This window comes from Ensifer sp. GW821-FHT05G01, from assembly GCF_059419585.1.
This window is the reverse complement of the sequence record NZ_JBWKSC010000001.1, coordinates 237,644-250,335: the sequence shown is the minus strand read 5'-3', so window position 1 is coordinate 250,335 and position 12,692 is coordinate 237,644. Positions and strand designations below refer to the sequence as shown.

12 protein-coding genes are annotated in these 12,692 nt (G+C 62.5%); 11 read left to right on the top strand and 1 reads right to left on the bottom strand.

Annotation, left to right across the window (positions count from 1 at the left end; genetic code table 11):
• The first annotated feature begins 260 nt into the window (after window positions 1–260).
• From AC07UR_RS01255 to AC07UR_RS01225, 7 genes are all read left to right on the top strand, one after another.
• Window positions 261–635: a septal ring lytic transglycosylase RlpA family protein gene (locus AC07UR_RS01255; protein WP_077503071.1), complete on the top strand. Its 375-nt coding sequence runs from the start codon at window positions 261–263 to the stop codon at window positions 633–635.
• Window positions 636–793: 158 nt separating this feature from the next.
• Window positions 794–2,083 (top strand): RsmB/NOP family class I SAM-dependent RNA methyltransferase, encoded by a 1,290-nt coding sequence (locus AC07UR_RS01250; protein WP_173418734.1) that lies wholly within the window; start codon window positions 794–796, stop codon window positions 2,081–2,083.
• A gap of 198 nt (window positions 2,084–2,281) precedes the next feature.
• On the top strand, window positions 2,282–3,562 hold the full coding sequence (locus tag AC07UR_RS01245; protein ID WP_209788012.1) for an imelysin family protein: 1,281 nt from the start codon (window positions 2,282–2,284) through the stop codon (window positions 3,560–3,562).
• 48 nt (window positions 3,563–3,610) lie between these two features.
• Window positions 3,611–5,152, top strand: a complete 1,542-nt coding sequence (locus AC07UR_RS01240; protein WP_209788015.1) for a di-heme oxidoreductase family protein — start codon at window positions 3,611–3,613, stop codon at window positions 5,150–5,152.
• Complete coding sequence (locus AC07UR_RS01235; RefSeq protein WP_209788018.1) at window positions 5,152–6,276, top strand: imelysin family protein; 1,125 nt, start codon at window positions 5,152–5,154, stop codon at window positions 6,274–6,276. Before AC07UR_RS01240 ends, AC07UR_RS01235 begins: the two co-directional genes overlap by 1 nt.
• 310 nt (window positions 6,277–6,586) lie before the next feature.
• Window positions 6,587–7,576: a magnesium transporter CorA family protein gene (locus AC07UR_RS01230; RefSeq protein WP_209788021.1), complete on the top strand. Its 990-nt coding sequence runs from the start codon at window positions 6,587–6,589 to the stop codon at window positions 7,574–7,576.
• 80 nt (window positions 7,577–7,656) lie between these two features.
• A complete protein-coding gene (locus AC07UR_RS01225; protein WP_209788024.1) occupies window positions 7,657–8,748 on the top strand; it encodes a DUF1513 domain-containing protein in 1,092 nt (363 codons plus the stop codon).
• 9 nt (window positions 8,749–8,757) lie between these two features.
• Here AC07UR_RS01225 and AC07UR_RS01220 read toward each other — a convergent pair whose 3' ends face one another.
• Window positions 8,758–9,312 (bottom strand): GNAT family N-acetyltransferase, encoded by a 555-nt coding sequence (locus tag AC07UR_RS01220; protein ID WP_209788549.1) that lies wholly within the window; start codon window positions 9,310–9,312, stop codon window positions 8,758–8,760.
• Window positions 9,313–9,396: 84 nt separating this feature from the next.
• Here AC07UR_RS01220 and AC07UR_RS01215 point away from each other — a divergent pair, with 84 nt between their 5' ends.
• The 4 genes from AC07UR_RS01215 (at window position 9,397) to guaA (ending at window position 12,679) form a co-directional block, all read left to right on the top strand.
• Window positions 9,397–9,849 (top strand): TspO/MBR family protein, encoded by a 453-nt coding sequence (locus tag AC07UR_RS01215; protein WP_209788027.1) that lies wholly within the window; start codon window positions 9,397–9,399, stop codon window positions 9,847–9,849.
• A gap of 85 nt (window positions 9,850–9,934) precedes the next feature.
• Window positions 9,935–10,387 carry a PaaI family thioesterase gene (locus AC07UR_RS01210; protein ID WP_173418726.1) on the top strand — a complete coding sequence of 151 codons (453 nt, stop codon included), beginning with the start codon at window positions 9,935–9,937 and terminating at the stop codon, window positions 10,385–10,387.
• Complete coding sequence (locus AC07UR_RS01205) at window positions 10,384–11,022, top strand: 5'-methylthioadenosine/S-adenosylhomocysteine nucleosidase (protein WP_209788030.1); 639 nt, start codon at window positions 10,384–10,386, stop codon at window positions 11,020–11,022. The genes AC07UR_RS01210 and AC07UR_RS01205 overlap by 4 nt, the downstream gene beginning before the upstream one ends.
• 94 nt (window positions 11,023–11,116) lie before the next feature.
• A complete protein-coding gene (guaA, locus tag AC07UR_RS01200) occupies window positions 11,117–12,679 on the top strand; it encodes a glutamine-hydrolyzing GMP synthase (RefSeq protein WP_173418724.1) in 1,563 nt (520 codons plus the stop codon).
• Window positions 12,680–12,692 lie beyond the last annotated feature (13 nt).

Here is a 12,692-nt window from a genome sequence, read left to right as displayed (position 1 = left end):
ATGATTTTTATCGCGAGGCCGAGATCTCGGCGCACGTGCGTGCCGGCAATGATGTTCAACCGCTGATTCCAAAGAACTTCCGGGCATCATTTAAACTATTTCAAACAATCTTCGATTTTTAATTTTCGTCCTTTTTCAATAAATCCTAATAGAACGTAAATGGTTGAAGCACGTTTTCGCCATTTTTCGCCCCAATTACCGATCCTTGAAAGAATTAACCAAGAGCCTCTGCCCAAGGGCTCTAACCAAGGGTCGCCAGTTTGACGCCAGCGAAAATCAAGACTGTTGCCGCGGCAGCGCTGTTCACCGCCGGGATCGGCCTCGTTTCCGTTTCCGACAGCCAGGCAGCAGGCGCCGGCTGCGGTGGCGCCTCATGGTATGCGCTGACCTCCAAGACGGCTTCCGGCGAACGCATGAACGCCGCCCGCCTCACCGCCGCCCATCGCAGTCTGAAATTCGGCACCAAGGTGCAGGTCACCAACAAGCGCAACGGCAAGAGTGTCATCGTTCGCATCAACGATCGTGGGCCGTTCATCCGTGGCCGTGTGATCGATCTTTCCAAGGCAGCCGCCTCGCAGATCGGCATGATCAGCTCCGGCCACGCCAGCATCTGTTATCGAGTCGTCAATTCCTGATCACGGAATACTTCCGTCCGGCATCCGATCCGGGCGGTTCTGCTTTGATAAGTACTGTTCCCCGCGCTTATAACAACCAGCACTGATATTAATCCCGGCCAGCGTCTTGCTCTTCGATGCCATCGCCGCTACCACGGCGAAAAAGGAGTAGATCGAAGATGCGATTGGGCGGCAGGCTCGCTGGAGCCATTGAGGTTCTTGAGGATATCGAAAAGCGGAAGCGCCCGGTCGCCGACGCACTCAAGGACTGGGGCCTTTCCCATCGGTTCGCCGGCTCCGGCGATCGATCTGCGATCGGCAACATCGTCTATGACGCGCTTCGTATGAAGCTCTCCCACGCCTATCTGATGGACAGCGACAGCGCTGCGGCTCTCGGCCATGCGGTGATGTATCGCCAATGGGGCTTTTCGCCCGAAAAGCTGGCCGCCGAACTCGACGGCGACAAGTTCGCGCCCGAGATGCCGTCTGCCGACATGGCGCAGGCTTTCGCCACCCGTCGTCTCGAGGACGCTGCGCCTCACATCCAGGGCGACATTCCCGAATGGGTGCAGGCCTCCTTCGAGGAAAATTTTTCCGACGATTGGCTCGACGAGGCCAAGGCGCTTGCCGGCCGCCCGACGCTCGACCTGCGCGCCAATACGCTGAAGGCAACGCGCGCCAAGGTGCTGAAGGCGCTGGAGCGCAGCGGCGCGGAAGCTGCGACGATCGCACGCAACGGCATCCGTATTCCCGCCGGCGAAGGCGCCTCGCGCCTACCCAACGTCACTGCCGAGCTTTCCTTCCAGAAAGGCTGGTTCGAGGTTCAGGACGAGGGATCGCAGATCGTCGCCGACCTTGCCTTCCCGCAGGAAGGCGAGCAGGTGCTCGACTATTGTGCCGGCGGCGGCGGCAAGACACTCGCGATGTCGGCAGCCATGAACAACAAGGGCCAAGTGCACGCCTACGACACCGACCGCAAGCGTCTCGCGCCGATCATCGAGCGGCTGAAGCGCGCGGGAACGCGCAATGTTCAGGTGCACGAATCCACCGAGAGCCTGGCGCCGCTTGCCGGCCGTTTCGACCGGGTTCTCGTCGATGCACCCTGTACCGGCACCGGAACCTGGCGCCGTCGCCCCGACACCAAGTGGCGGCTCAACCAGAAGAACCTCGAAGAGCGCATCGCCCAGCAGGAAGAGGCGCTGGCAAGTGCGGCGCAGTTCGTGCGGCCAGGCGGACACCTGATCTACGTCACCTGCTCGGTCCTTCCCGAAGAGAACGAGGCGCAGGTCTACGGCTTCTGCGAGGACAATCCGGAATTCGAGATCCTGTCGGCCGCCGACATCTGGGCCGGGCTTTTCGGCACCGACAAGCCGCAGCCGTGGTCTGCCGACATGAAGACGGTGACGTTGACGCCGGCCTCGACCGGCACCGACGGCTTCTTCTTCTGCCTGATGCAGCGCAAGGGTTGATGGCTTTTGACAACAGTCAGAACACGCACATCAGATTGAAAACGTTCTAAACTATACACTTTGACACCAGTTTACTTTTGGTTCATGACAATCGGGCTCCGGCGGGTCGGCGGGGGATTTCTGACGACCCTTGCCGAGCTATGACGCCGTCCCGCGGTGTCCGTTCCGGTCCCGCCGGGAAAAGAACAGGAGAGGGTCATGACCAAGAATTTCATCCGTGCCGCGGCGCTGGCGCTCATGACGGCAACGTCGACGCTGGCCCTGCAGCCGGCACAGGCCGCCACCGATGCCGCCGCCGTCGTCAAGCACTACACCGTCGTTGCGCATGCCAAGTTCGAAGATGCGCTGATCACGGCTGAGGCGCTCGACAAGGCGATCGACGCGCTGATCGCGACACCGAGCGAAGCGACGCTGAAGGCGGCGCGCGAAGCCTGGCTCAAGGCCCGCAACCCCTACCAGGAAACGGAAGTCTACCGCTTCGGCAACGCCATCGTTGACGAGTGGGAAGGCAAGGTCAACGCCTGGCCGCTGGACGAAGGCCTGATCGACTACGTCGATCCGAGCTACGGCAGCGAAAGCGACGAGAACGGCCTGTTCACCGCCAACGTGATCGCCAACAAGACGATCAAGATCGATGGCAAGGACGTCGATGCCACCAACATCACGCCGGAATTGCTGGCAGGCACCCTCCAGGAAGCAGGCGGCATCGAGGCCAACGTCGCCACGGGCTATCATGCGATCGAATTCCTGCTCTGGGGTCAGGACACGAACGGCACCAAGGCTGGCGCCGGCAACCGCCCCTACACCGATTACGACACCAAGGCCTGCACCGGCGGCAATTGCGATCGCCGTGCCGCCTATCTGAAGGCCGCCTCGGAACTTCTCGTTTCGGACCTCAAGGAAATGGTCGCCAACTGGACGCCGGATGGAGCTGCGACCAAGGCCGTCGAAGCCGACCCGAAGGCCGGGCTTACCGCCATCCTGACCGGCATGGGATCGCTCTCCTATGGCGAGCTTGCCGGTGAACGCATGAAGCTCGGCCTGCTCTTGCACGATCCGGAAGAAGAGCACGACTGCTTCTCCGACAACACCCACAACTCGCACCTGCATGACGCGATCGGCATCCAGTCGGCCTATACCGGCGACTATACCCGCGTCGACGGCACCAAGCTGACCGGCGCCTCGCTTTCCGAACTGGTTGCCGCCAAGGATGCGGCTCTCGACAAGGAAATGACCAAGGATCTGGCCACCACCGTCGAGAAGATGCAGGCGATGGCCAAGCGCGCCGAAACCGTCGAGGCCTACGACCAGATGATCGGCGAAGGCAATACCGAGGGTAATGCCACCGTCCAGGCTGCGATCGACGGCCTCATCGCCCAGGCCAAGACTGTGCAGCGCGTCATCGCTTCGCTCGATCTTGGAACAATTGAGCTTGAAGGTTCCGACAGCTTGGATAATCCTAACGCTGTGTTCCAATGAGTTGAAAAGGCGGGCCGCGTCGCAACAACGCGGCCCGATCCTCAGTCGATGAATGCACGGACTGTCCAATTCCTGTCGCGACAGCTCGCAGCGCTGCTCTGCCTGCTTGCAACATCCGTTGCAGCGTCCGACGACGCCTCCAACCTGCCACGGACGCGCGACGATCTTTCCGAATCCGACCGCAGCCGTGTCGAAACCATCGTCCGGCCAACGACCGACTTCTCCAAAGCCGAACGATACGAAGCAATGTCCGGTGGTGCCGGCACCTCGATCGCCCCCGTCGACCAGGACAGCTTCACGCTGTTTTCCGCCAATCTTCCCTTCTCGGACGAGGAAGCCTTCAAGCTCGGCGATGCGCTCTTCGAGAAACTTTGGGTGTCATCGCCCTCCTCGACCCAGGCGTCGGATGGATTGGGGCCGCTCTACAACGCCCGGGCCTGTGAAAGCTGTCATCCGCGCGATGGGCGGGGCCGTCCGCCGGAGGGCTCGCCTGACGGCACATCGATGCTCTACCGTCTGGCGCGCGCGCCAAGCAATGAGCGCGAGCGCGAGATGGTGGCCAACTACGATCTGCCGAACTTTCCCGATCCCGTCTATGGTGGTCAGCTGCAGGATAGCGCCGTTCCAGGACTTGCTGCGGAAGGTCAGATGAAAATGACCTACTCGGAGCTGCCGGTAACATTGGCCGACGGCGAACTCGTCTTCCTGCGCAAGCCAACCTACACGGTGACTGAGCTCGGTTATGGCGATCTCGACCCGACAACGACGCTCTCTCCTCGCGTGGCACCACAGATGATCGGTCTCGGGCTGATCGAAGCCATTCACGAGGCCGACATCCTGGCGGGCGCCGATCCCGACGATCGTGACGGCGACGGCATCAGCGGACGTGCGGCGCTTGCCCGCGACGGCGACACCGGCAACATCATGCTCGGCCGTTTTGGCTGGAAGGCGCAAAACCCAACGATACGGCAGCAGACGGCGGATGCCTTCGCGTCCGACATCGGCCTGTCGACGCCGGACGCCGATCGTAGCCATGGTGACTGCACCCAGGCGCAGGCCGCCTGCCTTGCCATGCCCACCGGCGTGCAAGCACGCCTTGGCACGGTCGAAGCACCTGATCCGGTGCTTGGTCTCGTGACTTTCTACACCGCCAACCTCGCCGTTCCTGCGCGCCGCCAGGCGAGCTTTCCCAAGACTTTGCGCGGCAAGCAGGTTTTCTACGACATCGGCTGCACCGCCTGCCATACGCCGAAATTCGTGACGCGCCGAGATGCCGGTCACAAGGCACAGGCGTTTCAGTTGATCTGGCCCTATTCCGATTTCCTGTTGCACGACATGGGCGAAGGCCTTGCCGATGGCCAGGCCGTGGGCAGCGCAAGCGGCAGCGAGTGGCGCACGCCGCCGCTCTGGGGCGTCGGCCTGACGAAAACTGTCAGCAGTCATACTTATCTGCTTCACGACGGGCGCGCCCGTAATTTTACGGAAGCCATCCTCTGGCACGGCGGCGAAGGGCAGGCTGCCCGCGACGCCTTCGCCCGCCTTCCCACGCGCGACCGCCGTGACCTCATCGCATTCCTGGAGTCCCTTTGATGTCCCCCATGCCCTCGCTTGCCTTCGGCCTTGCGCTGACCGCCCTATCCCTGCCCGCCATGGCGCAGGAAGGAAGTGCGCTGTCGCCGCGCGTCGTCAACGAGGCTGCGGTGCCGGCCGTGATGGCGAAGGCGGTCGACGACTTCATCATTCCCGGCTACCGCAACCTGTCGGACAAGACCGCGGCGCTGACGAAGGCATCGGCAGCCCTTTGTGAAACGCCGTCGGCGGCGTCGAGGGAGAAAGCGAAAGCCGCATTTTCCGAACTGGTAGAAGCCTGGTCCACGGTCGAAATCATTCGCCTCGGGCCGGCACTCGAGCAGAACCGTTTCGAGCGCTTCCTGTTCTACCCCGACCGCAAGAGTACGGGCCTGAAGCAGGTTCAGGCCATTCTTGCCAAGAAGGACGAGACGGCAACCGACGTTGCATCGCTCAAGGGCAAGAGCGTCGCGGCGCAAGGGCTGGGCGCACTGGAATATGTGCTCTACGGCAACGGCTCCGAGGTCCTGGCAAGCAAGGAGGGCGACTTCCGCTGCCGTTACGGCGTGGCGATCGCGCAGAACCTCAACATGATTGCCAACGAGTTCCTGGCGGAATGGCAAAAGCCAGACGGCATCCAGGCGGCCTGGAAGAAGCCCGGCCCAGGAAACCCTGAGTTTCGCGACAGCAAGGAAGCGGCAACCGAGCTGCTCGGCATTTTCGTGCACGGCGTAGAGATGGTGAAAGACCAGCGGCTGAAGCCGTTTTATGCCGGAACGGTCGACGGCGCGTCGGACAAGGGTCATCCGAAGTCGGCGATCTACTGGCGGTCGCAAAACACCATGCCCTCGATCGCCGCCAACTTCGCCGGCCTCAAGACCCTGTTCGACGTGGCCGACATGGAAAGCCTGCTGCCCGAGGACAGTCGTTCTGTCGCCGGGTCGGCGGACTTCGTCTTCAAGTCGGTGATCGGCATCTCGCAGACCATCGACGGTCCGATCGCTGATGCGATTGCCGACGACAAGAGCCGCGCCAAGCTCGATTTTCTGACCCTCAATACCGCCGATCTGCTCGGCCGGCTGAACAGGGATTTCGGCGGCGCCATCGGCCTTGGCGCCGGCTTCTCCTTTGCCGACGGCGACTGAGAAGGCAGCGTTGGACCGACTGCATGTTCGCTTAAATCGTCTTCGACCAAAGGCCAAAAAGATGCGGCGATTCAACGTGCCGCAGCGGCCGTTCCGCGCCTGAAAAGACGCACGGCTCTGGAGGTGTTGACAATACCCCCGTTTGGGCGCAAAGCGCTCCCCGTGTCCGCTCTCGCGGGCACGTTTCACCACAAGGATCAACTTGCAATGAACCCCGACAGTCGAAGTCGAGCCTTCATGCTCACGACCGTTCGGTCCTGATTGATCAGGGCTTCAAGGCGGTCGGATGACTCGCCCTATGGAGCCCAATATGCTGCGCATTTACAAAAGCCAGAACAGCCACCTCGTGCTCGTCGATATGCTCGACGGCCTCGCCTCGCCGTCTCAGGTCATCTGGTACGATCTGCTCAACCCGTCCGTGGAAGAGACCCGGCTGGTCCAGGGCCAGCTCGGCATCGAGATCCCGACCCGTGACGAAATGCAGGAAATCGAGCTGTCCGACCGGCTCTACCAGGAAGACGGCGCCCAGTTCATGACCATGACGGCGGTCGCCAAGCTCGACAGCGACTATCCGGTCAAGGTTCCGGTGACCTTCATCGTCAAGGGCGCAACGCTCGTGACCGTGCGCCACGCCGACCCGAAGCCGTTCCAGACCTATGCCAATCGTCTGCAGAAGGCCAACGGCCAGGTTTGCGAGACGGGCGAACTGGTGATGCTAGGGCTTCTGGAAGCAATGATCGACCGTACCGCCGACGCGCTGGAGCGGGCCGGCAGCGAGGTCGACGGTATTTCGCGTGACGTGTTCCGCAAGACCAATGCCAGCGCGACCAAGAAGACGCGCGACCTGCAGTCACTGATCGAACAGATCGGCCAGAAGGGCGACCTCTTGACGATCGTGCGCGAAAGCCTGGTCAGCATCGGTCGTCTGGTCGCCTACCACGTGGCGCTCGAAGGCATCGGTCCGCGCAAGGCGGCAAAGGAAAGCCGGCAGCGGATCAAGCTGATCCAGCGCGATGCGACGTCGCTCGGCGATCACGCGCTGTTCCTGTCGAACAAGATCAACTTCCTGCTCGACGCGACCCTCGGACTGATCAATCTGGAGCAGAACCAGATCATCAAGATCTTTTCGGTCGCCGCCGTGGTGTTTCTGCCGCCGACGCTGGTCGCCTCGATCTACGGCATGAACTTCGAGGTCATGCCCGAGCTGCAATGGCGCTTCGGATACCCCTATGCCCTGGCGCTGATGGTGCTTTCGGCAATCGTTCCCTTCCTCTACTTCAAGCGGCGGGGCTGGCTCTGAGAGAGCAATCTGCTAAACCGTAAGACAAGGTCCGGCGGCGGAATTCGTCTGCCGGGCCCAACATGGCAGGCGGGAATGGCATGCGCGCCACCACGGGTCTGATCGACCGACGCAGTTTCATAAAGATGGCCGGCGCCGCCTGGGTGGCGACGCTCGGGGCACGCAGCACCTTTGCGCTTGAGCGCGCCGACGCGGTCTTTGCCTCGGCCTTCATGGCGCCTGACGGCAGCTTTGGCGTCGCGACACTGACGGAAGCGGGCGAAATCGTCGCGCGCGCGGCGCTGCCCGCCCGCGCCCACGGCATGGCCTATTCCGCCGCCAGCAAGCGCACGGTCGCCTTTGCCCGCCGGCCGGGCACCTATGCGATGATCCTTGCGACGGACGGCCAAGCCGAACCCGTCGTCATTGCCGCGGCCGAGGGCCGGCATTTCTACGGCCATGGCTGCTTTTCCGCCGATGGCCGCCTGCTCTACGCCACCGAGAACGACTTTGCAGGCAATCGCGGCATGATCGGCATCTACGACGGTACTCGTGCCTTTGCCCGCATCGGCGAATTCCCGACCTACGGCATCGGCCCGCACGACATGACGCTTTCCGCCGATGGCCGGATGCTGGCGATTGCCAATGGCGGCATCGAGACCCATCCGGATTTCGGCCGCACCAAGCTCAATCTCGATCATATGGAGCCGAGCCTGGCGCTGGTCGACACCAGAACCGGCGCCCTGATCCAGAAGCACACGCTGCCTGCCGATCTCAGCCGGCTTTCCACCCGCCATGTCGATATCGGCCCGAAGGGCGAGATCTGGTTTGCCTGCCAGTACGAGGGTGCCCGCGACGACCTGCCGCCGCTTGTCGGCCATTTCTCCCACGGCGAAGATCTCGCGTTCCTGTCGCTACCCGAAACCACGACGGCGGCGCTCGCCAACTATGTCGGCGCCATCGCCGTCAACCGTAACGACGGTCTGATCGGCCTGACCTCGCCGAAGGGTAGCATCGCCGTCACGCTCGATGCGCGCTCGGGCGCAGTGCTGAAACAGGAGCACGTGACCGACGCCGCCGGTGTCGCCGCCGCCGATCACGGCTTTGCCGTGTCGTCCTATAACGGGCGCTTCAGGGACCGTGAAAACCCCGTTGCCTGGGATCAGCATATCGTCCGGCTCGCGCGGTCCTGACCGCAGGCGTCAGGCCGAAAACCGGCCCTCACCGGCAAGCTTTGCCAGATTGTCCCATCGATAGGCGGTCTGATCGTGGTTCTCGCCACCGAGGCTCACCTGGCCCTGACCGACGGCAATGGCACCCAGGTGCTCGTAAAACGCCCGGTTGGGATTGCTGGACAGCACCCAGGCAAACAGCGATGCCGCGCGCATCTCGCGGCAATGGGCTGCAACGCTGCGCACCAGTGCCGAACCAATGCCCGCTCCTTGAAACTCCTTGAGGATGTAAAGCGCGTAAAGCTCGCGATCGAACCGCGGCGGCATCGAGCGGGCTTTGCCGTAATTGGCAACGCCGATCACCCGGTTGGTGCCCATGTCGACGGCGACCAAGTGGAAGACGTCGGCAACGCGCATGCGCCTTGCATGACGCAGGGCCTGTTCCTCGATGCTCATGGCATCGAGGAAGGCATCGGAAATCAGCCCGCGAAAGGCCGATCGCCAGGTTTCGACGATGACGGTGGCGATCATCATGACGTCATCCGGGCCGGCCGGCCGGATGTCGATGCGGCGGAAGCTTTTCATGGCAGGGATATAGGGAGCGCTTCGCCACTTCGAAACAGCCATCCCCGCTGGAAAGCGCTCGAACGCGCTCTATCTGTCGAGGACATGAACAGAACCCTCGTCTACGCAGTCTTCATCGCAGCCGTCCTCGGTCTCGGGCTCCTCATCGGCTACAATAACATTCCCGGCGAATGGTACCAGGCGCTGGCGAAGCCGGCCTTCAATCCGCCCAACTGGATCTTCGCCCCCGTCTGGTCGATCCTCTACGTGATCATCGGCTTTGTCGGCGCCCGGCTGTTTCTCGACCATCGCCGCTCCGCCGCAATGCGATTGTGGCTGGCGCAGATGATCCTCAACTTCCTGTGGTCGCCGCTGTTCTTCAGCCTGCAGGACGTCTCCTCGGCGCTGATCGTCATCATCGCGCTGTTGATCGCCGTTGCCGGCGTCATCGTCGCAAGCTGGAACAGGGACCGCGTTTCGGCGCTGCTGTTCCTGCCCTACCTCGCCTGGGTGGCGTTTGCGACAGTGCTCAACGGCTCGATTTTCCTCATGAATTGAGCTTGTCGCACCGGTGCGGCCATGCCACTGTCCGTCGATCTGGAAGGCAATGGGCCTTCCGTTACAACCAGGGCCGTGGTGACTGATGGACGACAGCGATCCCCCAGATTTCCGTAGACGCATAAGGGAAAGCTTCGCGAGACAGGCCGCCATGAAAACGATCGGCGCGGAACTGACGCTGGTCGAGCAGGGCACGGTCGAGATCGAACTTCCCTTCGACGAAAAGCTGACGCAGCAGCATGGCTTCCTGCATGCAGGGGTGATTTCTGCGGCACTCGATTCGGCTGGAACCTACGCCGCCTATTCGGTCATCGACCCGGATGCCTCGATCCTAACGATCGAATTCAAGGTCAACCTCCTGTCGCCGGGGCGCGGCGAGCGCTTCCTGTTTCGCGGCGAAGTCACCAAGCCGGGCACGACGATCATCGTCTCCGACGGACGCGGCTACGCGATCCGCTCGGACGGACCGGCCAAGCTGATCGCCTCGATGACCGGCACGATGATGGTGATCCGCGGACGCGAGGATATCGAAGGATGAGTTTTGCAATGAAGGACGTCGCCGGCCGCAAGGTTCTCTATGTCATGGCTGTCGATGCCGAGTATGGCCCGCACCTGAAGGCGCGGATCGCACCGCTGATGACCGGCGTCGGCCCGGTCGAGGCCGCCGTAACCCTGACGAAGACGCTGGCCGGCCTTGCCGCCGAAGGCAACCTCCCAGACTTGGTCGTCTCGCTCGGATCGGCGGGGGCCGCCAAACTCGAGCAGACGGAAGTCTACCAGGCTGTAACGGTCGGATACCGCGACATGGACGCCTCGGCGCTCGGTTTCGAGAAGGGGGCAACGCCGTTTCTCGATCTTCCTGCCGTCGTATCGCTGCCGCTACGCATCCCCGGCGTCAAGGAAGCGAGACTGTCGACCGGCGCCAACATCGTCTCCGGTGTCGCCTATGACGGCATCGACGCCGACATGGTGGAGATGGAGACCTATGCGGTCTTGCGCGCCTGCCAGTCTTTCCAGGTCCCGCTCATTGCCCTTCGCGGCATTTCCGACGGCAAGGCCGAGCTCAAGCACGTCAGCGACTGGACCGAATATCTCCATGTCATCGACGAGAAGCTTGCCGACGTCATCGACAGGCTCGAGACTGCGATCGGCACCGGACAGATCCGGCTCTGAAAGCCCGGGATTGTCGGGGTGCAATTGAATCGTTGCGCAGAAGACGGGCTTTGATTAAAGGCTCGCCATGATCAAGCTTGTTTGAAGGCCCGACATGACCCAGACAGCCCATCCCGACACCGTTCTTATCGTCGACTTCGGCAGCCAGGTGACACAGCTCATCGCCAGGCGCGTACGCGAATCCGGTGTTTACTGCGAAATCGTGCCGTTCCAGTCGGCGGAAGAAGGTTTTCAGCGGCTGAAGCCGAAGGCCGTCATTCTCTCCGGCAGCCCGGCCTCCACCCTCGACATCGGCTCGCCGCGCGCGCCGCAGGTGATCTTCGATTCCGGCCTGCCGGTGTTCGGCATCTGCTACGGCCAGCAGACGATCTGCGCCCAGCTCGGCGGCAAGGTCGAGAGCGGCCATCACCGCGAGTTCGGCCGCGCCTTCCTCGAAGTCGAAAAGGACTGTGCGCTGTTTGATGGCGTCTGGTCGCTCGGCTCGCGCCACCAGGTGTGGATGTCGCATGGCGACCGCGTCACCGCGATCCCCGAAGGCTTCGAAGTCGTCGCCACCTCGGCGAACGCCCCGTTCGCCTTCATCGCCGACGAGAAGCGCAAGTACTACGCCGTACAATTCCATCCGGAAGTGGTGCACACGCCTGATGGCGCCAAGCTGATTGCCAACTTCGTGCACAAGATCGCCGGCATCAAGGGCGACTGGTCGATGTCGGCCTACCGCGCCAAGGCGGTGGACGCGATCCGCAAGCAGGTCGGCGACAAGAAGGTCATCTGCGCGCTTTCGGGCGGCGTCGACAGCTCGGTTGCGGCGCTCCTGATCCACGAGGCGGTCGGCGATCAGCTGACCTGCATCCTCGTCGACCACGGCCTGATGCGCAAGGACGAGGCGAAGAACGTCGTCGCCATGTTCGAGGAGCACTATAACCTGCACCTCCTGCACGTTGACGCTTCCGACCGCTTCATCGGCGAACTGGAAGGCCAGAGCGACCCGGAGACCAAGCGCAAGATCATCGGACGCCTGTTCATCGAGGTGTTCGAAGAAGAGGCAAAAAAGCTCGGCGGCGCCGACTTCCTAGCGCAGGGCACGCTCTATCCCGACGTCATTGAAAGCGTCTCCTTTACCGGCGGCCCGTCGGTGACGATCAAGTCTCACCACAATGTCGGCGGCCTGCCGGAACGCATGAACATGCAGCTGGTCGAGCCGCTGCGCGAACTGTTCAAGGACGAAGTCCGCGTGCTCGGCCGCGAACTCGGCCTGCCCGACAGCTTCATCGGCCGCCACCCCTTCCCGGGTCCGGGCCTTGCCATCCGTTGCCCGGGCGGCATCAGCCGCGAGAAGCTCGAGATCCTGCGCGAAGCCGATGCGATCTATCTCGACGAAATCCGCAAGGCTGGGCTCTACGATGCGATCTGGCAGGCATTCGCCGTGCTGCTTCCGGTCCAGACCGTCGGCGTCATGGGCGATGGCCGCACTTACGAGTTCGTCTGCGCCCTTCGCGCCGTCACCTCGGTCGACGGCATGACCGCCGACTTCTACCACTACGACATGGAATTCCTCGGCCGTGCGGCGACGCGCATCATCAACGAGGTCCGTGGCATCAACCGTGTGGTCTACGACGTGACGTCGAAGCCGCCCGGCACGATCGAGTGGGAATGATCCGATCCTCTCG

What these genes read in the sequence shown, in the direction of transcription:
- AC07UR_RS01250 (WP_173418734.1), top strand. Translation starts at nt 794, where the DNA reads ATGCGATTGGGCGGCAGGCTCGCTGGAGCCATTGAGGTTCTTGAGGAT.
- AC07UR_RS01245 (WP_209788012.1), top strand. Translation starts at nt 2,282, where the DNA reads ATGACCAAGAATTTCATCCGTGCCGCGGCGCTGGCGCTCATGACGGCA.
- AC07UR_RS01240 (WP_209788015.1), top strand. Translation starts at nt 3,611, where the DNA reads ATGAATGCACGGACTGTCCAATTCCTGTCGCGACAGCTCGCAGCGCTG.
- AC07UR_RS01235 (WP_209788018.1), top strand. Translation starts at nt 5,152, where the DNA reads ATGTCCCCCATGCCCTCGCTTGCCTTCGGCCTTGCGCTGACCGCCCTA.
- AC07UR_RS01230 (WP_209788021.1), top strand. Translation starts at nt 6,587, where the DNA reads ATGCTGCGCATTTACAAAAGCCAGAACAGCCACCTCGTGCTCGTCGAT.
- AC07UR_RS01225 (WP_209788024.1), top strand. Translation starts at nt 7,657, where the DNA reads ATGCGCGCCACCACGGGTCTGATCGACCGACGCAGTTTCATAAAGATG.
- AC07UR_RS01220 (WP_209788549.1), bottom strand. Translation starts at nt 9,312, where the DNA reads ATGAAAAGCTTCCGCCGCATCGACATCCGGCCGGCCGGCCCGGATGAC.
- AC07UR_RS01215 (WP_209788027.1), top strand. Translation starts at nt 9,397, where the DNA reads ATGAACAGAACCCTCGTCTACGCAGTCTTCATCGCAGCCGTCCTCGGT.
- AC07UR_RS01210 (WP_173418726.1), top strand. Translation starts at nt 9,935, where the DNA reads ATGGACGACAGCGATCCCCCAGATTTCCGTAGACGCATAAGGGAAAGC.
- AC07UR_RS01205 (WP_209788030.1), top strand. Translation starts at nt 10,384, where the DNA reads ATGAGTTTTGCAATGAAGGACGTCGCCGGCCGCAAGGTTCTCTATGTC.
- guaA (WP_173418724.1), top strand. Translation starts at nt 11,117, where the DNA reads ATGACCCAGACAGCCCATCCCGACACCGTTCTTATCGTCGACTTCGGC.